This is a genomic window from Bradyrhizobium aeschynomenes (assembly GCF_013178945.1).
GTDB classification, from domain to species: Bacteria; Pseudomonadota; Alphaproteobacteria; order Rhizobiales; family Xanthobacteraceae; genus Bradyrhizobium; species Bradyrhizobium aeschynomenes.
In genome coordinates this window covers 950,012-968,839 of record NZ_JABFDM010000001.1, presented here as the reverse complement: position 1 = coordinate 968,839, position 18,828 = coordinate 950,012, and the positions used below count along the sequence as shown (strand labels likewise).

The following is an 18,828-nucleotide window of genomic DNA, read 5'->3' as shown; positions in this document are numbered from 1 at the left end:
GTCACTCCGGGATGGTCCGAAGGACCAGACCCGGAGTCTCGAGATTCCGGGGTCGCCTCTCACGAGGCGCCCCGGAATGACGGAGCAAATCAACTAAACTTCTCGAAGCCGTTCTCGCCGAACACATACACTGCGCCCTGCTGGATCGGCAGGTCGACGGCGCGGTTCGGCGTGGCGAAGCCGAGTGCGACCATCAGCGCGCGCGCCGTACCGCCATGCGCCACCGCGACGATATCGCCGGAGAGGCCATCATACCAGTCGCGAACCCGGCGCTCGACATCGGCATAGGTCTCGCCACCTTCCGGCGCCAGCGTCCACTTCTCGGTCAGGCGCTTGGCATAAAATGCGGGGTCGGCGGCTTGCATTTCCGGCAGGGTCGCGCCTTCCCATTTGCCGTAGCCGATCTCGCGCAGCCGCGCATCGAGCGCGTAGTCCTCGACCGGCAGCTTCAAGGTCCCGCGCACCAGCTCCATGGTCGCGCGGGCGCGGCTGAGCGGGCTGGCGACATAGGGCAGACGCGCCGCGTCATGGCCATTGCGGCCGACCAGCTCGGCCAGCAGATGGCCGGCCTGGACCGCCTGCACCCGCCCGAGCGCGTTGAGCGGGATGTCCTGCGTGCCCTGCAGGCGGCCGAGCGCATTCCATTCCGTCTCGCCGTGGCGGATGTAATAGATCGTGGGCCGGGGCATAGCGGGCGTTATGCCTAATCCTTGGCGCCGACGGAGTTGCTGAGCGAGATGTCGGGCGCCTCGGGCCGCTTCATGCCGACGACGTGATAGCCGGAATCGACGTGATGCACCTCGCCGGTGACGCCGCGCGACAGGTCGGAGAGCAGATACAGCGCGCTGTCGCCGACCTCATCGATGGTCACGGTCCGGCGCAGCGGCGCGTTGTATTCGTTCCACTTCAGGATATAGCGGAAGTCGCCGATGCCCGACGCCGCCAGCGTCTTGATCGGACCTGCCGAGATCGCGTTGACGCGGATGTTCTTCTCGCCGAGATCGGCGGCGAGGTAGCGGACGCTGGCCTCCAGCGCGGCCTTGGCGACTCCCATCACGTTGTAGTGCGGCATCCACTTCTCGGCGCCGTAGTAGGTCAAGGTGATGATCGAGCCGCCGTCGGTCATCAGCTTCTCGGCGCGCTGTGCGATCGCGGTCAGCGAGTAGCAGCTGATCAGCATGCTCTTGGAGAAATTGTCCTGCGTGGTCTCGATGTAGCGGCCGTCGAGCTGGTCCTTGTCGGAAAAGGCGATGGCATGGACGACGAAATCGATCTTGCCCCACTTCTCCTTGAGCACGTCGAACACGGCGTCGACGGTGGCGGGATCCGTCACGTCGCAATGGCCGAGCACGAGGCCGCCGAGCTCGGCGGCCAAGGGCTCGACCCGCTTCTTCAGCGCGTCGCCCTGATAGGTCAGCGCGATCTCGGCGCCAGCCGCGCGCGCGGCCTTGGCGATGCCCCAGGCGATCGAGCGGTTGTTGGCCACGCCGAGGACGACCCCGCGCTTGCCCTGCATCAAACCTGAAATCTGCGCCATGCGGCTTCCCATCGAACTGATTATTAAGGACTGGACGTACACCACCGGTCTGGCCCGGTACAGCCCCATTCCGCCCGCTCTGTGGCAAACTCCAGGCAGAGTCTCCGGCCGGCGGAATAGGCCTGTCATCACGGGGTTATGGTCTGTGCAAGGCGCGGTTGCGGCCCGCGCTCCTGTCAGAATGTCCAACAGCCGCAGGGCACCCCATGAGCGCGTTCCGCCAAAGCGTCGAGGCCATGATCCCGGCATTGCGCCGCTATGCCCGCGCCTTGGCCCGCGACATGGATGCGGCGGACGATCTGGTCCAGGACACGCTGGTTCGGGCGTTGCGGTCCGAGCGGCTGTTCCTCGGCGGCGACATCAGGAGCTGGCTGTACACGATCCTGACCAATCTGAACAAGAACCGCCGGCGCTCGCTGGCGCGGCGGCCGCATTTCATGCCGCTGCAGGACGACAATCCCGACGCCAGCGGTACCGAGGCCGAGGGCCGCGACATCGAGCGGGCGCTCGCAACGCTGGTCGAGGAGCAGCGCGCCGTGCTCCTGCTCGTGGTGCTCGAAGGCATGAGCTACCGCGAGGTCGCCGATATCCAGGGCGTGCCGATCGGCACCGTGATGTCGCGCCTGGCCCGCGCCCGCGCCCATGTCCGGGCCGTCATCGAAGGCGAACGGCCGACGCTGCGGAGAGTGAAATGACCCTGCAATTGACCGCACAAAAACCGCGCTGCCGCGTTCGCCTGCTCAAGGCCGCCGGGGTCGCGCGTCGGCGCGGCCGCGCGACTGCAACGAGATCCAGATGATGACCGATCCGACCATTCCCGTCACCGAAGACGAGCTGCACGCCTACGTCGACAACGAGCTGCCGGCCGAGCGCCGTGGCGATGTCGAGAGGTGGCTCGCCACGCATCCGGCGGAGGCCGAACGGGTCGAGTCCTGGCGCAGCATGGCCGAGGCACTGCATGCCCGCTACGATTCCGTCGTCAACGAGCCGGTGCCGCCGCGCCTCGATCTCGACCAATTGGATCGCCGGCCGCGACGCTGGATCATTGGCGCGATCGCCGCGAGCGTTGCCGCCTTCGCGGTCGGCAATGCGACCGGCTGGGTCGCGCATGGCGCGGCATCCTCGCCATCGCTGCTGCAGAACCTGACCGGCGAGGCGCTCGATGCGCACCGGCTCTATGTCGTCGAAGTGCGCCACCCGGTCGAGGTTCCCGGCGAGGAGAAGGCGCATCTGCAGCAATGGCTGACGCGGCGGTGCGGCCGCACCGTCCAGGCGCCCGAGCTGGAAGCCACCGGACTGAAGCTGGTCGGCGGCCGGCTGCTGCCGGGGCCGACCGGCCCGGCCTCGTTCCTGATGTATGAGAGCGCGTCCGGCGAGCGCTTCACGGTCTACGCGACCAAGGCCGGCATCGAGGCGGCCCAGATGCGCTACGTCGCGGAAGGCAATACATCGGCACTGGCCTGGGCGGAGCGCGGCGTCAGCTACGTCGTCAGCGGCAGCAGCGACAGGACGCGTCTCACTCAGGTTGCACGCCTTGTTTATGACCAGTCCGAACGCGTGGGCGGCTAGCGGCGGAGCGCAGCCGAAAGCCGCCCCGCTCTGGCCGCACCGCGATTCCCGATGCGATCAGAGGCGTTTACACGACCGCTCGATATGCCGGGCCAGAGTATGACGGCAACCAGATGCCGCGCATCGACAACACGCCAGGGTCGACGCCGCAATTCCGTCACCGAAAATCTGGAATCAGGGCACCGGCGCGTCTCAATATCGCACCAAAACTTCACGAAAAAATGAGGAGTGTTCGATCCGCCGATCGACACGGAAGCGGCCTCGATCGGGGTTTTGTACCGCGCTGGTCCCCCTTTCGAGGCCGCACTTTTTTCTCTTCTCAGTTTTGACATTCGGCCCGCGGACGCATCCGCGCAGCTCGCCCGTCCGATGGACGGCAATCGGGGCTGCCGATGTGGCAGGCCCCTCACCCGGATTGCTGCGCAATCCGACCTCTCCCTGCAAAGGGCGGGGAGAGGTTTGGAGCGGCACTACGTTACGAAAGATTGCTGCGCGGATTGTAGGGATGCTTATCGCGCCATTTGGTCATCAGCGCCTCGAGCTCGGCGTCGTTGCCGTCCGGCAGCACGATTCGCGTGGTGACGAACAGATCGCCCGCCGAGCCGTCGCCCTTGGGCAGGCCCTTGCCCTTCAGCCGGAAGGTGCGGCCGCTGGACGTGTTCTTCGGGATCGACAGCTCGACCGCGCTGCCGAGCGTCGGCGCGCGGACCTTGGCGCCGAGCACCGCCTCGTACAGCGTGATCGGCAAATCGAGCCTGACATCGCTGCCCTCGACCTTGAAGAACGGATGCGGCGCGATCTGGATGGTAATGAGCAGGTCGCCGGGCCGGTGTCCCGGCGCGCTCTCGCCCTGCCCCTTCAGGCGAATCTGCTGGCCGGCGGTCACGCCGGGCGGGACCTTGACGTTGAGCTCCTTGCCCGAGGGCAGGCGCACGCGCTTCTCGCCGCCCTTGACGGACTCCTCGAGCGTCACCGACATCGCCACCTTGAGGTCGAGATCGACACCGACGCCGCCTGTATCGAACTCGAACGGGCTGCCACCGCCGCGCGGGCCTCGCGCCGCACCACCGAACATGCTGTTCAGAATGTCCTCGAAGCCGGCGCCGCCGAAGCCGCCGCCCGGCCCGCCGCCGCTGCGGAAGGTGTAATTCTCGAAGCCGCCGCCCGGACCGCCGCGGCCGGCCCCGCCGCCAGGAAAGCCCTGGAAGCGCGGCTTGCCCTCGGCGTCGATCTCCCCGCGATCGAACTGCTTGCGCTTGTCCTCATCGCCCAGGATCTCGTTGGCCGAATTGATCTCGGCAAACCTCGCCGATGCCTTCGGGTCATCCTTGTTGCTGTCGGGATGATGCTTCTTGGCGAGCTTGCGATAGGCGCTCTTGATGGCCGCAGCGCTGGCGCTTCGCGGCACCCCCAAGACCTCATAGGGGTCGCGCATCCGTCACGTCTCCTTACAGAAAGTCAGATACTAACCTATGGGCTCCCCGCCCGCTTGCATTTCATCTGGGGAGTCCGTTGTATTTTTGCAACGGGTTCCGGCGCGATCCCGCTAGCTTTGCTGCCAGGGTTTGAGCGTCTGGATGTCCCATCGGCCGCGCTCGATCCGGCAGGCCGAGCCCTGCAGCCAGCGCTCTGTCTTGCCGTTGACGTAGCTTGCCAGGAAATCCCGGCAGGTACGGCCGTTGTCGGCGGTGTAGGACTTGGCGATCGGCGTCACCGAGCCGCGGGCGCCGGTCTGCGGATTCTGCCAGGGCTGGCTGGAATCCTTGGTGCCCTTGGTCAGTACGTCGGAGGCGGCGTTGCGGGCGAAGGCGAGATCGGCCTCGGTGGGCTCGCGCTCGGGCGGCGGGCTGATCGTGCCGGTGATCTCCGCATCCTCCATCTTGGCGAACGCCGTTTCGGGCCGCGAGAGGCTGCAGCCGCCGCCGGACAAGCCGATTAGAATGAGTGTCAAAGCGGTGCCGACATGACCTATCGCGGATAGGCCAAGCCGGACCGATGCCCTATATAGGCACGGACCAGACTGGACTTGCACGCGCTTGGCCGCGGGTGAACGCAAAACTCGGACTCCCCATACACATGACCGACCCCACCAGCATCAAACACCAGACAACCTTAACATCCGGTACATCGGCCGATTTTACCCAGGCCAGCGAGCCGTTTGCGCTGTTTGCCGAGTGGTTTGCGGAAGCCAACAAGAGCGAGCCGAACGATCCGAATGCGATGGCGCTGTCGACGGTGGACGAGAGCGGGCTGCCGGATGTCCGCATGGTGCTGATGAAGGGCTATGACGAGGACGGCTTCGTCTTCTACAGTCACAGGGCCAGCCAGAAGGGCCAGGAGCTTGCCGCCAATCCGAAAGCGGCGCTGCTGTTTCACTGGAAGTCGCTGCGCCGGCAGGTCCGCATCCGCGGTCTCGTGACGTCGGTGACCGACGAGGAGGCCGACGCCTATTTCGCCAGCCGGCCGAAGCAGGCGCAGCTCGGCGCCTGGGCCAGCAAGCAGTCGCAGCCGCTGGAGAGCCGCTTCGCCTTCGAGCAGGCGATCGCCAAGGTCGCCGCGCAATACATCATCGGCGAGGTGCCGCGGCCGCCCGGATGGAGCGGCTGGCGCATCGCGCCCGTCCGGATGGAATTCTGGCACGACCGGCCGTTCCGGCTGCACGATCGCATCGAATTCCGGCGCGATGCGGCCGGCCAGCCCTGGACCAAGGTGCGGATGTATCCGTAGCAACCTTCAGGGTCCGTCCGGACTCATCAATCACGCGTCAAACGTCACGTTCGACATCGGTGCGCACGAATCGCGCACCGCTCATGCAACCATTGTGGTAAGTTGATCCCTCAAGGGATCGTGAGAGACCCAGTTCATGCCGACCTCCTCCAACCAGCCGCGGCGCACGATGCTACTGACCGGCGCCAGCCGCGGCATCGGCCACGCGACGGTGATCCGCTTTTCATCCGCGGGCTGGCGCGTGCTCACCTGCTCGCGGCATCCTTTCCCGGAGGAGTGCCCGTGGGGGGCCGGTCCTGAGGACCATGTCCAGGTCGATCTCTCCGATCCCCAAGACACCCTGCGCGCGATCGCCGAGATCAAGCAGCGTATCGACGGCGGCGAGCTGCATGCGCTGGTCAACAACGCCGCGATCTCGCCGAAGGGATCGGGCGGCGCGCGGCTCGGCACGGTCGACACCGATCTCGATACCTGGAATCACGTCTTCCGCGTCAACTTCTTCGCACCCATCATGATGGCGCGCGGCCTGATCAACGAGCTGAAGGCGGCCAAGGGCTCCGTCGTCAACGTCACCTCGATCGCCGGTTCGCGCGTGCATCCGTTCGCCGGCGCCGCCTATGCGACGTCAAAGGCCGCGCTGGCCGCGCTGACACGCGAGATGGCGTCGGATTTCGGCCGCGTCGGCGTACGCGTCAACTCGATTGCCCCCGGCGAGATCGACACCTCGATCCTGTCGCCGGGTACCGAGAAGATCGTCCAGGAGCAGATCCCGATGCAGCGGCTCGGCACGCCCGACGAGGTCGCCAAGATCATCTACGTGCTGTGCACCGAGACCAGCTCCTACGTGAACGGCGCCGAGATCCACATCAACGGCGGCCAGCACGTCTGAGGGCCGTCGACGCACGGCAGCGCGATACCGAGTGGGAGTTGGTTCATGGCGACTTGCCGTGTCCCACCATTCCCGGCGCGCTGCGCCAATGCGCGATTAACGCCACTCGCAAAGATCGCTGCGCGAACCGAGCCGCACAAACAAAAACGCCCTCCGAAGGAGGGCGCTGTTGATGGGGTCGGCATCGGAAGACTTCCATTCAAGGCGTCAGCCGGGAGCGCTCGGATAAAGAACGGTCGTTCAGCCCTCGCACACCAGGCCGCGCAGGATCTGGGCGGCCCGCCAGCGCAAGCGGTCGGTTTCGACATTCAGGGCGCTCGAGCAGTCGTCCTCGCGCTCGTCATCGTCGAGATCGGCACCGCAGTAGCGGCAGGTGCGGGGCGACAGCGCATGGGCCACGACGATGTCAGCACGGCCGCGCTGGTAGCTGGCGAGCTCGACCACGTTGTTCGATGCCGTTATGCGTTTCTCAACCATTGCCGCCTCTTGGCCCTGGGCGCGATGAGCGCGCCCCTTCAGCTCTGCCTTGCATGCCACGCGCCGAAGCGTTCATTGTTGGTCATGCTCACGAGCTGATTTATCGCAGAGAAGTTTCGATCAAACGTTCAGGGTTCCCGTCAAATTTTACCTGAGCAATTGAGGCGGCTTTGCAGCCGTCTTGCAGCCGGCCTAACAAGTATTTCCTATCATGTCGCATGCCCTGTCTTTTGTGTCACTTGAAGTGCATAGCGACATACCGGCGAGAGCATCCACTGAGCGAACACCCCGCCCCTCGCAGCTAATAACGAGGCATGAGTGCGGCCGAGACGTGGCGCGGAGCACGACGTGAAAGGCCATCCTGCGCATGCGCAAAATGCCTGCGGCCCCCATGGTAATCGTCGATCCCGCGCCGGCCGGATCATGACGAGATGCTACGCATCATGATTCCCATCTCATCTCTTTTCTTTGCTCGCGCGCGATCTCCGCGCAGGCCACTGTCGCACGGGATTCGGCTCTTGCCGGATGCTGCTTTAGAGCCACTTCTTCCATTTGAAGATCCAGTACGGCACGATCGCGCAGATCAGCATCAGCCCAAGCGCCATCGGATAGCCGTGAGCCCATTCGAGCTCCGGCATCATCTTGAAGTTCATGCCGTAGATCGATGCGATCAGGGTCGGCGGCATCAGCACGACAGCCATGACCGAGAACAGCTTGATGATGTTGTTCTGCTCGAGATTGACGACGCCGAGCATCGCATCGAGCACGAAGGTGATCTTGCTGGCGAGATAGGAGGCGTGGTCGGTCAGCGAGGCGACGTCGCGCTGCATGGTCTTGAGTTGCTCGCGCATGTCCTTCGACCATTTCACGCCTTCGACCACGGCCGACAGGAAGGTGACGAGACGGCCGATCGACACCAGGCTCTCGCGCACCTTCGAGGTCAGATCGCCCTTGCGGCCGATCGCGATCAGGATCTGCGAGTACTGCTTGGCGTGGCCGTGCCGCTCATTGTTCGGCTCGAAGATTTCGTGACTGACCTGGTCGATATCAGCGCCGACCTTTTCGAGGATGTCGGCGCAGCGATCGATGACGGCGTCGAGCAGTTCCATCAAGACCATCTCGCCGGTGATCCCGGCCGCGCAATTGCGAGCGAGCTTGGCCTCGACCACCGCGAAAGGCCGCGGCTGGTCGTAACGCACCGTCACCAGGCGATGGCCGGCCAGGATGAAGGTGACGGCCGTGGTCCTGGGCATGTCGGTGTCGGAGTGACACATCAGCGTCGCCGTCATGTAGCGGGCGCCGTTCTCGATGTAGAGGCGGCTGGAGATCTCGATCTCCTGCATGTCCTCGCGCGTCGGCACCGCGATCCCCGCGAGCTTCTCGACGGCCCGGTCCTCGGCATTGCTCGGATTGACCAGGTCGACCCAGACCGCGTTGTCGGGTAGGGCCGAGGGATCGGTGATCTCCGCCTTCTTCAGCGCTGCGTCGGATGGGACAAACACCGAGAACATGAAAAGCTCCGAATCGCAGAACGTGGTTTTCGGGGGATTTAGCGGCGGGGTGCTGCCGCCTTGTGACGCAGCTTGGTGGCGGGGTCCATCGGCTTTTCAAAGCGGAACCAGCGACCGTCTGAAGTCGGGTCCACCGTGCCCTCCGGAGCACAGCTGTGGATGAGTGCCCGCAACTTTGCGGCAAAAAGGCAACAATCACGGCGCTGCAGCGTGACTTGTGCGTGTATCGGCTGGAATTGAGAACGATTTTGACGATAATGGGACATGTGGAATCGCGCTGCAGTGGCGCGTCCGTGCCATTGCAACGTCAGCTGTCAATTGGAATTGGTGACATGTCGCTGAAGGTGAAACTCGGACTCCTGGCCGCCGGCCTGATGCTGTCGGGCTGCATGCAGGCCACGACCTATGAGGCGACCAATACCCAGGCCTTCAAGCCGAAGGACAAGGATCTTCTGGCAAAGGTCCGCTACACCAACACCCCGGTGGCGGAGCCTTACAGGCGCGCGATCGTCGACTATCACCGCAAGGAAGCGCCGGGCTCGATCGTCGTCGATTCCGACAGCCACTATCTGTACTATGTGCTGGAGGGCGGCAAGGCGATCCGCTACGGCATCACCGTCGGTGAAGAGGCCATGGCCTGGTCGGGCATCGCCAAGGTGGGCGCCATGACCGAGTGGCCGGCCTGGCATCCGACCAAGAGCGAGATCGAGCGGCTTGGCGTGCCGACCTTCGTCGCGGCAGGTCCGGACAATCCAATGGGCTCGCGGGCGATGTACCTCTATGCCAACGGCAAGGATACGCTGTTCCGCATCCACGGCACCAACCAGCCTGAATATATCGGCGCTTCGATCTCCTCGGGCTGCATCCGCCTGACCAACGAGGACGCCATCGACCTCTACAACCGGGTCAAGGTCGGCACCATCGTCGTCGTGCTGGATCCGAAGAAAGGCGATTCGCCGTACAAGCCGCAGATGGCCCTGCAGGGCGGCGGTACCTACGCGGCGATGCAGTAAGCGCCGTCTGGCGGACACGGGATCAAAAGCCGAGAAACGCGTTTAGCAGCCTCTTTGAGGGCGTCGGGCAACCGGCGCCCTTTTGTTTTGGCACGATCAAGGTGTCAGCCCATCGGTTTCGCCGCCTCGGCCGTTGAGCGGCGGACCGGAGGCGGCGAATCGGCAGCGGCAACGTCGCTCGCCATCAGGACTTGCTCTTGTGCTTCTTCTTGGCGCCCTTTGCAGGCGCAGGCTGCGGAGCGGGAGGCGGCGTCGCGGGCTCGGGATCCTCGGCCTCTGCCGCCGCGGCATCGCCGGATGATGGCTCCGACGGTGCCGCCTTCCGTGCGTCCGGCTCCGCAGCGCCCCGCGGCCCAGCACGACCGGCGGCCTTCTCGCCCTTTGCTTCCTGCTTGGTACCTTCCTTGGCACCTTCCTTGGTACCTTCCTTGGCCTCCTCCTCGGCGTCCGCCGTCTCGCGCGGCGGCGCGTCGTCGGGCCGGACGGCCGGCATCAGCGGTGCGATCTTCGGCAAGGGATCGAGCACGTCCCACTGGCAGATGCGATAATTGCTGCGGCGCTCCGCGAGATCGAGGTGGATGTGGTCCTCATGGTACCAGTCCGAATCCGGGCCCAGCACGGTCGAGAAGTGCGTGCAGACCGAATGCAGCACGGCCTCCCGCAGATCGCGCGGCTGGGTGCGATCGGTGAGTTCGATCATGCGGCCGTCAGCGAGCTTGAAGCCGCGCACGTCGAGCGCGTTGGCACGGCCATGCTCAGACATCTGCGCTCCGGCAACGTTGTTGCGGCCCCGGCATTGGTAGGAATCGAAATTATCCAGCGCGGCGATCGGGCTGCCGAGCCGCACGACCAGCGGGGCAACATCGTTGCGGACCCAGTTGGCGACCGTCGATGCCATCGTGCAGCGCATCACCGCCGCCGGCGTCACAGCCACCCGCCGCTTGTCCGGCAACACCACCGCCTCCAGCCGCACCAGGTCGTCGCCGCCGCAGGCCCCCGGCCCCTTGATCGGCGGTATCGAGGGCGCAATCGCGATCTCCTCGGTCAGCGCGATTCGGCAGGCGGACGACTGCGGCGGGGCCGGTGCCTTGACCTCCTTTGCGCCCTCCTTGCCTCCCTCGGTCCCCTCATCCCGGGCCGCGTCCTTGGTCTGCTCGCGGGAGGCGGACTGCGGTGCCGATTCGGGACGTGGCCGTGGCAGCGGCACGGCCGCGACCGGATGCTGCCTTTGCGCTGCGGCCGCTGCCGGGACGCGATCGTGTGACGGGTCAGCCGCCCTTGACCGTGCGACCGCCGGCGCACCGGCCATGAGGCAGCTCAATGCAACCGCCGTGGCCGTGGCGCTAACCATCGCCTTGGCCGCGACCTCGTTACCCCTACAAGCCCATTTGCGCGCGCTGCTGCGCGCGCTAAAATTCACGGAACAGACCAAAAGACCCTCGCTGCCCTAAAGCGAATACCACCGGAGGAACGACCTGATGCTTGGTTTGATGCAAGACTGGCCCCTGCTTTGTCACCGGATCATCGAGCATGCGGCGACAATCCACGGCTCCCAGGAGGTCGTGACCCGCTCGGTCGAAGGCCTCATCGTTCGCACCACCTATCGGCAAATCCACGACCGCGCTCTCAAGGTTTCACAGAAGCTGACGCGCGACGGCATCAAGCTCGGCGACCGTGTCGCCACCATTGCCTGGAATACCGCTCGTCATCTCGAGGTCTGGTACGGCATTATGGGAATCGGTGCGATCTGTCACACGGTCAATCCGCGCCTGTTTCCGGAGCAGATCGCCTGGATCGTCAACCACGCCCAGGACCGCATCGTCATCACCGATCTGACCTTCGTGCCGCTGTTGGAAAAGCTCGCCGACAAGCTGCCGAGCGTCGAGCGCTACGTGGTGCTGACCGATGCCGCGCATATGCCGCAGACGACGCTGAAGAACGCGGTTGCCTACGAATCGTGGATCGGCGAGGCCGATGGCGACTTCAAATGGAGCACCTTCGACGAGAACACCGCGGCGGCGATGTGCTACACGTCCGGCACCACGGGTGATCCCAAGGGCGTGCTGTATTCGCATCGGTCCAACGTGCTCCACGCGTTGATGGCCAATTCCCGCGATTCGCTGGGCACGTCGGCCGGCGATACAATGCTTCCGGTGGTTCCGCTGTTCCATGCCAACAGCTGGGGCATCGCGTTCTCCGCGCCCTCGATGGGCACCAAGCTGGTGATGCCCGGCCCCAAGCTCGACGGCGCCTCCGTCTACGAGCTGCTCGACACCGAGAAGGTGACCTACACAGCCGGTGTGCCGACGGTGTGGCTGATGCTGCTGCAGCACATGCAGGCGCATAAGCTGACGCTGCCGCATCTGAAGATGGTGGTGTGCGGCGGCTCGGCGATGCCGCGCTCGATGATCCAGGCCTTCCTCGACATGGGCATTGGCGTGCGTCACGCCTGGGGCATGACCGAGATGAGCCCGATCGGCACGCTCGCCACCCTGAAGCCGCCGTTCCTCGCTGCCGAGGGTGACGCCAAGCTCGACGTGCTGCAGACCCAGGGCTTCCCGCCGTTCGGCGTCGAGATGAAGATCACCGACGATGCCGGCGCCGAGCTGCCGTGGGACGGCAAGACCTTCGGCCGGCTCAAGGTGTCCGGTCCCGCCGTGTCCAAGGCCTACTACAAGGTCGACAGCAACATCCTCGACGAGGAAGGCTTCTTCGATACCGGCGACGTCGCCACCGTCGACGAGCATGGCTTCATGCGCATCACCGACCGCTCCAAGGACGTCATCAAGTCCGGCGGCGAGTGGATCTCCTCGATCGATCTCGAGAATCTCGCGGTCGGCCACCCCGCCGTGGCAGAGGCCGCCGTGATCGGCGTCTATCATCCGAAATGGGACGAGCGTCCGCTGCTGATCGTCCAGCTCAAGCAGGGCCAGACGGCAACCCGCGAGGACATCCTGAAATACATGGAAGGCAAGATCGCCAAATGGTGGATGCCCGATGACGTCGCTTTCGTCGACGGCATCCCGCACACTGCGACAGGCAAGATCCTCAAGACGGCGCTGCGCGAGCAGTTCAAGGCGTATCGCTTCCCGAACGCCGCGGCCTGACGCGCCGCGCTGAGCTTCGAATCAGAGCGGCCCCTCCGGCGACGGTGGGGCCGTCTTCGTTCAGACTGGTTGCCGACCGCAATCGCGACCTCGCTCCAAGGCTGTCCCGACGCCACCGTAAACCTCACGGGTGCTGGCAAAGTCCTTGAATTTGCGTCATCCCCATGGTCTCTCAGATGGCGACAGCCATCGACCATGATGGCTCAACCCCGGCAGCTCCCGATCCGATGGCCCGCAGGTTCCACGCCCCCTATCTGTCGGAGCCGACCTCCAGCCTCGCGACCTGGACCCGCAACCTCGCGGTGTTCTCCGTCGTCGCCGTGGTCGTCTCGATCCTGATCCTGCGCTTCGACTTCCTGGAGATGAAGCCGGCGCTGGCGACCTTCTTCGGCGCGCTCGGCCTCGCCGTGCTGTCGATCCTGCTCGGCCTCGCCGCCTTCGTCGCGATCTGGCGCAACGGCAGCCGCGGCATGAGCCGCGTCCTGCTTGCCTTCATGATCGATGCGGTCGTGCTGGCCTACCCCGCTTATCTCGCGCTTCAATACCGCAAGCTGCCAAAGATCTACGACATCACCACGGATCCCGTCGACCCGCCGCGCTTCGAGGCGCTGGCGCCGTTGCGCAACGGCGACGGCACCAACACTGCCGTCTACGCCGGTCTGTATTCGTGGGAGCAACAGCGGACGATCTACCCGGACATCGAGCCGGTGCAGATCGAGCTTCCGCCCGACCGCGCCTATGCGGTCGCGCTGAAGCTGATCAACCGGCGCAAATGGTTCATCGTCGACGAACGCGCGCCGCAGCCGCCGCGCCGCGAGGGCCGCATCGAGGCGGTCGCACGCACGCCGATCATGGGCTTCCGCGAGGACATCTCGATCCGCGTCAAGCCCGACGGCGATGACTCCCGGATCGATGTGCGCTCCGCCTCGCGCTATTTCGATTCCGATCTCGGCAGCAATGCATCACGCGTGACGAAGTTGCTCGAAGATCTCTCCAATGCCGGCGAGGCCGAGGCGCAGAAGCCGGTGAAGAAGGTCACGCCGCCGCCGGTGGCTGCGAAGGGAAATGCGAAGACGGTGAAGAAGTGAAACAGGGCGAATGGCGAATAGGGAGTAGCGAACAGGACTGAAGTCGCTCAGGCCTGCACCCGCTCCCCTGTTCGCTACTCCCCATTCGCTACGCCAGCCGATATGTCCCACCAATGACCGGATCGCCCTCGGTGGCCACGATGCCGCGAGCCACAAGGTCTTCCAGATGGGCCAGCACGGAATAGCCGGCCGCGGTGGTGAGCCGGGGGTCGATGCCGATATAGATCGCACGCACCATGGTCGGGATGTCCGCTTCGCCCTTGGCGAGGCGATGCAGGATCGAGGCTTCACGGGCCTGGCGGTGGCGCAGCAGAAAGCGCGTGTAGCGCGGGCCTTCGGGAATCTCGGGGCCATGGCCTGAGAAATACAGATCCTCCGGCCGGCCTGCGAGCCGCTCCAGCGAGGCCATGTAGTCGACCATCGAGCCATCGGGCGGCGCCACGATCGACGTGGCCCAGCCCATCACGTGATCGCCGACGAAGGTCGTGCTGCGCTCGCTCCAGGCAAAAGCGAGATGGTTGGCTGTATGCCCGGGTGTCGCCACCGCCTCGAGCTGCCACCCCTGCCCTTCGATCACGTCGCCGTCGGCGATCGCGACATCCGGCGCAAAGTCGCGGTCGACGCCCGATTCCGGACTGTGCTTCTCGCTCTCATAGCGCGGCCGCGAGGCGCGGTGCGGACCCTCGGCATAGACCGTGGCGCCGGTCGCAGCCTTCAAACGTCCGGTGTTCGGCGAGTGGTCGCGATGCGTATGCGTGACGATGATATGGGTCACCGTTTCCCCGCGGACGGCATCCAGCAGCGCCTGCGCATGCGCCTCGTTGTCCGGGCCGGGATCGATGATCGCGACCTTGCCCTGGCCGACGATGTAGCTGACGGTGCCGGTGAAGGTGAACGGGCTCGGATTGTTGCAGAGGACGCGGCGAATGCCAGGACGTACGTCGTCGACGACTCCAGCTGCGAGCGGGAAGTGGCGGTTGAACGGGACGTCGTCATTGTCGGCCATGGCGCGCTCGTCGCTTGGTTACTCCGTCATGCCCGGGCTTGCCCCGGGCATCCACGCTTCGTGCCCCGCTAAGACGTGGATGGCCGGGACGAGCCCGGCCATAACGACGTCTCACAGCGTTCCGTCCTAATCAGAAGAACGCCTGAATACCCGTGATCGCCCGGCCGAGGATCAGGGCATGGACGTCGTGCGTCCCCTCATACGTGTTGACCGTCTCGAGGTTGGAGACGTGGCGCATCACGTGATACTCGATCTGGATGCCGTTGCCGCCGTGCATGTCGCGCGCGACACGGGCGATGTCGAGCGCCTTGCCGCAATTGTTGCGCTTGACGATCGAGATCATCTCAGGGGCCATCTTGCCCTCGTCCATCAACCGGCCGACGCGCAAGCTCGCCTGCAGGCCGAGCGCGATCTCGGTCTCCATATCGGCCAGCTTCTTCTGTACCAGCTGGGTGGCGGCGAGCGGACGGCCGAACTGCTTGCGGTCGAGCGTGTACTGGCGGGCGCGCTGCATGCAGTCCTCGGCGGCGCCGAGCACGCCCCAGGAGATGCCGTACCGGGCGCGGTTGAGGCAGCCGAACGGGCCCTTGAGGCCGGAGACGTTGGGCAGCAGCGCGTCCTCCGGCACCACCACGCCGTCCATCACGACCTCGCCGGTGATCGAGGCACGTAGCGACAGCTTGCCGCCGATCTTCGGCGCCGACAGGCCCTTCATGCCCTTCTCGAGGATGAAGCCGCGGATCTGGTTGTCATGCGCAGCCGACTTGGCCCACACCACGAACACGTCGGCGATCGGCGCGTTCGAGATCCACATCTTGCTGCCGGTCAGGCGATAGCCGTCGGCGACCTTTTCCGCGCGCGTCTTCATGCCGGCGGGATCGGAGCCGGCATCCGGCTCGGTCAGGCCGAAGCAGCCGACCCATTCGCCGCTGGCGAGCTTCGGCAGATATTTCTTGCGCTGGTTCTCGTCGCCATAGGCGTAGATCGGATACATCACCAGCGACGACTGCACCGAGTTCATCGATCGATAGCCGGAATCGACGCGCTCGATCTCGCGCGCGACGAGGCCATAGGCGACGTAGCTCGCATTGGCGCAGCCATATTCTTCCGGCAGCGTGATGCCGATCAGGCCGAGCTCGCCCATCTCGTTGAAGATCTCGCGATCGGTCTTCTCCTCGAGATAGGCCTTGGTCACGCGCGGCAGCAGCTTGTCCTGGGCATAGGCGCGCGCGGTGTCACGCACCATGCGCTCGTCCTCGGTCAATTGCTCGTCCAGCAGGAAGGGATCGTCCCACTGGAAGCTCGACTGGGCCGGCTTGTCCTTTGCCTGAGGGCGCGCGCTCATGAATGGTCCTTTCGCGTCTCGCTGCGCACGGGGCGCAGCCATCTGGAGGTTAAATCCTGGAAGTTCAGCCTTCAAGCCGCTCATTGGCGACGATCTCGATGCCGAACCCCGACAGGCCCTTGTAGTCATGGGCCGACGAGGTCAGGTTCCGGATCGACGTCACGCCGAGATCACGCAGGATCTGCGCACCGACACCGACCTCGCGCCACTGACGGTGGCGATCGGCCTCCGCGGTATGCGGCTCCGTGACCGGCTCGACCGGAACGCCGGCCGCGCCATCCCGCAGGTAGATCAGCACGCCGCGACCGGCCTGCTTGAAGTGCTGCAGCACCGCTTGAATACGCTGTGGACCCGCAATCAGATCCTTCACGATGTTGGGCTTGTGCAATCGCGTCAGCACGTTCTTGCCGTCGCCGATGCCGTTGTAGACGAACGCCGCATGGGTGATCGGGTCGAACGGCGAACGATAGGCGTAGCCCTGCAGCGGCCCGATCGGGCTCTCGGTCGTGAAGGTCGACACCCGCTCGATCAGCTTCTCGCGCGCCTGCCGATAGGAGATCAGGTCGGCGATCGTGACGTGCTTGAGATTGTGGGAGGCTGCGAAGCGGACGACCTGCTCGCCCTTCATCACCGTGCCGTCGTCGTTCATCAACTCCGAGATGACGCCGACCGGCGGCAGCCCGGAGAGCTTGCAGAGATCGACCGCCGCCTCGGTATGGCCCGAGCGCAGCAGCACGCCGCCGTCACGCGCGATCAGCGGGAAGATATGGCCGGGGCGCGCGAAATCAGCGGCGCCGGCATTCGGGTTGGCGAGCGCACGGCAGCAGGAGGCGCGCTCTTCGGCGGAGATGCCTGTGCCACCATCCGGCTTGTAGTCGATCGAGACGGTGAAGGCCGTGGTATGATTGGAGTCGTTGTGAGCGACCATCGGATCGAGGCGCAGCCGCCGCGCGTCCTCAGCCGTGATCGGGGCGCAGACGATGCCCGAGGTGTGGCGGATGATGAACGCCATCTTGTCGGGCGTGCAGAGCGAGGCCGCAACGATCAGATCGCCTTCCCCTTCGCGATCGTCGTCGTCGGTCACGACGACCATCTCACCCTTGGCGAAGGCGTACAGAACTTCCTGGATCGAGTCGGCCATTACAAGTCTCGCTGCTTTTCCGGGGTGCTTTAGCCGGGATCGCAGGCGCGCGCCAGAGCAGCGGAACCGCGGCTCGAAAGTCGGCCTTCCCCGGAAAAGGACCTGTCCCGTGGGGACAAGCGCCCTGGTATCTGTTTAAAGTCGCGGCAAATTGAGAACAAGGGAGGCGTGCCTCATGGCCGCATTCGATTTTGCACCGCTTCTCGGCCCCGGCCTGCCGCCGCCGGCCGCGCGCTGGACCGGACTTGCAAGATACAGCTTCGTCGGCGGCAACAATGACGCCGACGCCGTGCCGATCGAGGATTTGCGCGCCGCGGCTGACGCCGTGCTCGCCCGTGAAGGCCGCTCCCTGGCGACCTACGGCCTCGCCCATGGACCGCAGGGCTATCGACCGCTGCGGGACTTCCTGGCCGCCAAGCTGGCGCGCGACGCCGGCCTGTCGGCGCCGGCAGACGACATCATGATCCTGTCCGGCTCGTTGCAGGGGCTCGACCTGGTCAACCAGGCGCTGCTCACGCGTGGCGACACCGTGCTGGTCGAGCAGGACAATTACCAGGGCACGCTGACGCGGCTGGCGCGGCTCGGCGTGAAGGTCATCGGCATCCCGCTCGACCGGGACGGCATGCGAACGGACGTGCTGGCCACCGTGCTGGCCGATTTGAAGGATCGCGGCATTCGGCCGAAATACATCTATACCATTCCCACGGTGCAGAACCCGACCGGCACCATCATGCCGGAGAATCGCCGCGCCGAGCTGTTGTGGCTATCGCGCGCTTATGGCGTGCCAGTGTTCGAGGACGACTGCTATGCCGACCTGATCTGGGAAGGCAAACGGCCGCGCGCGATCCACGGCATGTCCGACCATGGCGGTGTCATCCACCTCGGCTCGTTCTCGAAATCGGTCGCCCCTGCCCTGCGCGTCGGCTTTCTGGTCGCGCCCTGGGAGATCATGTCGGTGCTGCTGGCGCTCAAAACCGACGCCGGCTCCGGCGCCCTCGAGCAGATGGTGCTGGCGGAATACTGCAAGCCGCATTTCGCGAGCCACGTGCCGCAACTGGTGCGCGGGCTGCGCGCCAAGCTGGACACCCTGATCGATGCGCTCAATGCCGAGTTCGGAACGGCCGCCGAGTTCGAGCCGCCGAAGGGCGGTATCTTTCTCTGGGTCAGGCTGCCGGACCAGGTCGACGCGATGAAGCTCTCGCAGGCCGCACTCAAGCGCGGCGTGTCGATCAATCCGGGACCGGAATGGTCGACCGACGCCGCGCATGCGCGAAGCCGCGTGAGGCTGTGCTTTGCCAGCCCCTCGCATCAGGAGATCCGGGAGGGCATCGCCGTCCTCGCGGAGGTCTGCCGCGACGAGTTCGGCGTGCCCAAGCGTTCGGCGAATGTGGAGCGAAGCAGCGCGACCGAATGATCGC

Annotated in this window: 18 protein-coding genes; 8 read left to right on the top strand and 10 right to left on the bottom strand. The window is 65.3% G+C overall.

The genetic code is table 11. From position 1 onward, the window contains the following. Positions 1-89: 89 nt before the first annotated feature. Positions 90-689, bottom strand: coding sequence for a histidine phosphatase family protein (locus tag HL666_RS04390; protein ID WP_172180082.1), 600 nt, complete (start codon positions 687-689; stop codon positions 90-92). Between the two features lie 14 nt (positions 690-703). Continuing rightward, positions 704-1,537: an enoyl-ACP reductase FabI gene (gene fabI / locus HL666_RS04385; RefSeq protein ID WP_172133297.1), complete on the bottom strand. Its 834-nt coding sequence runs from the start codon at positions 1,535-1,537 to the stop codon at positions 704-706. A 206-nt stretch (positions 1,538-1,743) separates the two neighbouring features. Between fabI and HL666_RS04380 the strand changes: the two genes are divergently transcribed. Both HL666_RS04380 and HL666_RS04375 read left to right on the top strand, forming a co-directional pair. After that, positions 1,744-2,232 carry a sigma-70 family RNA polymerase sigma factor gene (locus tag HL666_RS04380; protein WP_172110672.1) on the top strand — a complete coding sequence of 163 codons (489 nt, stop codon included), beginning with the start codon at positions 1,744-1,746 and terminating at the stop codon, positions 2,230-2,232. A gap of 100 nt (positions 2,233-2,332) precedes the next feature. Then, entirely contained in the window at positions 2,333-3,106 is a 774-nt protein-coding gene (locus HL666_RS04375) for an anti-sigma factor family protein (protein ID WP_172110673.1), read from the top strand. Between the two features lie 475 nt (positions 3,107-3,581). On the opposite strand, the gene HL666_RS04370 is transcribed toward HL666_RS04375, so the two are convergent. Together HL666_RS04370 and HL666_RS04365 are read right to left on the bottom strand one after the other, a co-directional pair. Further along, positions 3,582-4,541: a DnaJ C-terminal domain-containing protein gene (locus HL666_RS04370; RefSeq protein WP_172110674.1), complete on the bottom strand. Its 960-nt coding sequence runs from the start codon at positions 4,539-4,541 to the stop codon at positions 3,582-3,584. Positions 4,542-4,652: 111 nt separating this feature from the next. Beyond that, entirely contained in the window at positions 4,653-5,057 is a 405-nt protein-coding gene (locus tag HL666_RS04365; RefSeq protein ID WP_006609434.1) for an RT0821/Lpp0805 family surface protein, read from the bottom strand. A 125-nt stretch (positions 5,058-5,182) separates the two neighbouring features. On the opposite strand from HL666_RS04365, the gene pdxH reads away from it, so the two are divergent. Together pdxH and HL666_RS04355 are read left to right on the top strand one after the other, a co-directional pair. After that, a complete protein-coding gene (gene pdxH, locus HL666_RS04360; protein ID WP_172110675.1) occupies positions 5,183-5,833 on the top strand; it encodes a pyridoxamine 5'-phosphate oxidase in 651 nt (216 codons plus the stop codon). A gap of 136 nt (positions 5,834-5,969) precedes the next feature. Beyond that, entirely contained in the window at positions 5,970-6,722 is a 753-nt protein-coding gene (locus HL666_RS04355; RefSeq protein ID WP_172110676.1) for an SDR family NAD(P)-dependent oxidoreductase, read from the top strand. A 240-nt stretch (positions 6,723-6,962) separates the two neighbouring features. Here HL666_RS04355 and HL666_RS04350 read toward each other — a convergent pair whose 3' ends face one another. Together HL666_RS04350 and HL666_RS04345 are read right to left on the bottom strand one after the other, a co-directional pair. Beyond that, on the bottom strand, positions 6,963-7,199 hold the full coding sequence (locus HL666_RS04350) for a hypothetical protein (RefSeq protein WP_172110677.1): 237 nt from the start codon (positions 7,197-7,199) through the stop codon (positions 6,963-6,965). Between the two features lie 533 nt (positions 7,200-7,732). After that, positions 7,733-8,710 carry a magnesium transporter CorA family protein gene (locus HL666_RS04345; protein ID WP_172110678.1) on the bottom strand — a complete coding sequence of 326 codons (978 nt, stop codon included), beginning with the start codon at positions 8,708-8,710 and terminating at the stop codon, positions 7,733-7,735. A gap of 332 nt (positions 8,711-9,042) precedes the next feature. Here HL666_RS04345 and HL666_RS04340 point away from each other — a divergent pair, with 332 nt between their 5' ends. Beyond that, a complete protein-coding gene (locus tag HL666_RS04340; RefSeq protein ID WP_172110679.1) occupies positions 9,043-9,723 on the top strand; it encodes a L,D-transpeptidase in 681 nt (226 codons plus the stop codon). A 184-nt stretch (positions 9,724-9,907) separates the two neighbouring features. Here HL666_RS04340 and HL666_RS04335 read toward each other — a convergent pair whose 3' ends face one another. After that, complete coding sequence (locus HL666_RS04335) at positions 9,908-11,074, bottom strand: extensin family protein (RefSeq protein WP_172180080.1); 1,167 nt, start codon at positions 11,072-11,074, stop codon at positions 9,908-9,910. A gap of 127 nt (positions 11,075-11,201) precedes the next feature. On the opposite strand from HL666_RS04335, the gene HL666_RS04330 reads away from it, so the two are divergent. Together HL666_RS04330 and HL666_RS04325 are read left to right on the top strand one after the other, a co-directional pair. Beyond that, positions 11,202-12,830 carry a fatty-acid--CoA ligase gene (locus tag HL666_RS04330; protein ID WP_172180078.1) on the top strand — a complete coding sequence of 543 codons (1,629 nt, stop codon included), beginning with the start codon at positions 11,202-11,204 and terminating at the stop codon, positions 12,828-12,830. A 227-nt stretch (positions 12,831-13,057) separates the two neighbouring features. Further along, complete coding sequence (locus tag HL666_RS04325) at positions 13,058-13,918, top strand: DUF1499 domain-containing protein (RefSeq protein WP_172180207.1); 861 nt, start codon at positions 13,058-13,060, stop codon at positions 13,916-13,918. 88 nt (positions 13,919-14,006) lie between these two features. Here HL666_RS04325 and HL666_RS04320 read toward each other — a convergent pair whose 3' ends face one another. The 3 genes from HL666_RS04320 to ribB all read right to left on the bottom strand — a co-directional run bounded on the left by HL666_RS04320 (position 14,007) and on the right by ribB (position 17,410). Further along, on the bottom strand, positions 14,007-14,924 hold the full coding sequence (locus HL666_RS04320) for an MBL fold metallo-hydrolase (protein WP_172110682.1): 918 nt from the start codon (positions 14,922-14,924) through the stop codon (positions 14,007-14,009). A gap of 130 nt (positions 14,925-15,054) precedes the next feature. Then, positions 15,055-16,269, bottom strand: coding sequence for an acyl-CoA dehydrogenase (locus tag HL666_RS04315; RefSeq protein WP_172133303.1), 1,215 nt, complete (start codon positions 16,267-16,269; stop codon positions 15,055-15,057). A 64-nt stretch (positions 16,270-16,333) separates the two neighbouring features. Next, positions 16,334-17,410: a 3,4-dihydroxy-2-butanone-4-phosphate synthase gene (gene ribB, locus HL666_RS04310; protein ID WP_172133304.1), complete on the bottom strand. Its 1,077-nt coding sequence runs from the start codon at positions 17,408-17,410 to the stop codon at positions 16,334-16,336. Positions 17,411-17,585: 175 nt separating this feature from the next. Here ribB and HL666_RS04305 point away from each other — a divergent pair, with 175 nt between their 5' ends. Beyond that, a complete protein-coding gene (locus HL666_RS04305; RefSeq protein ID WP_172180076.1) occupies positions 17,586-18,824 on the top strand; it encodes an aminotransferase-like domain-containing protein in 1,239 nt (412 codons plus the stop codon). Positions 18,825-18,828: the final 4 nt, after the last annotated feature.

Bases quoted from the DNA above. Each gene is read 5' to 3' on its own strand.
- HL666_RS04390 (WP_172180082.1), bottom strand. From the start codon at position 689: ATGCCCCGGCCCACGATCTATTACATCCGCCACGGCGAGACGGAATGG.
- fabI (WP_172133297.1), bottom strand. From the start codon at position 1,537: ATGGCGCAGATTTCAGGTTTGATGCAGGGCAAGCGCGGGGTCGTCCTC.
- HL666_RS04380 (WP_172110672.1), top strand. From the start codon at position 1,744: ATGAGCGCGTTCCGCCAAAGCGTCGAGGCCATGATCCCGGCATTGCGC.
- HL666_RS04375 (WP_172110673.1), top strand. From the start codon at position 2,333: ATGATGACCGATCCGACCATTCCCGTCACCGAAGACGAGCTGCACGCC.
- HL666_RS04370 (WP_172110674.1), bottom strand. From the start codon at position 4,541: ATGCGCGACCCCTATGAGGTCTTGGGGGTGCCGCGAAGCGCCAGCGCT.
- pdxH (WP_172110675.1), top strand. From the start codon at position 5,183: ATGACCGACCCCACCAGCATCAAACACCAGACAACCTTAACATCCGGT.
- HL666_RS04355 (WP_172110676.1), top strand. From the start codon at position 5,970: ATGCCGACCTCCTCCAACCAGCCGCGGCGCACGATGCTACTGACCGGC.
- HL666_RS04350 (WP_172110677.1), bottom strand. From the start codon at position 7,199: ATGGTTGAGAAACGCATAACGGCATCGAACAACGTGGTCGAGCTCGCC.
- HL666_RS04345 (WP_172110678.1), bottom strand. From the start codon at position 8,710: ATGTTCTCGGTGTTTGTCCCATCCGACGCAGCGCTGAAGAAGGCGGAG.
- HL666_RS04340 (WP_172110679.1), top strand. From the start codon at position 9,043: ATGTCGCTGAAGGTGAAACTCGGACTCCTGGCCGCCGGCCTGATGCTG.
- HL666_RS04335 (WP_172180080.1), bottom strand. From the start codon at position 11,074: ATGGTTAGCGCCACGGCCACGGCGGTTGCATTGAGCTGCCTCATGGCC.
- HL666_RS04330 (WP_172180078.1), top strand. From the start codon at position 11,202: ATGCTTGGTTTGATGCAAGACTGGCCCCTGCTTTGTCACCGGATCATC.
- HL666_RS04325 (WP_172180207.1), top strand. From the start codon at position 13,058: ATGGCCCGCAGGTTCCACGCCCCCTATCTGTCGGAGCCGACCTCCAGC.
- HL666_RS04320 (WP_172110682.1), bottom strand. From the start codon at position 14,924: ATGGCCGACAATGACGACGTCCCGTTCAACCGCCACTTCCCGCTCGCA.
- HL666_RS04315 (WP_172133303.1), bottom strand. From the start codon at position 16,269: ATGAGCGCGCGCCCTCAGGCAAAGGACAAGCCGGCCCAGTCGAGCTTC.
- ribB (WP_172133304.1), bottom strand. From the start codon at position 17,410: ATGGCCGACTCGATCCAGGAAGTTCTGTACGCCTTCGCCAAGGGTGAG.
- HL666_RS04305 (WP_172180076.1), top strand. From the start codon at position 17,586: ATGGCCGCATTCGATTTTGCACCGCTTCTCGGCCCCGGCCTGCCGCCG.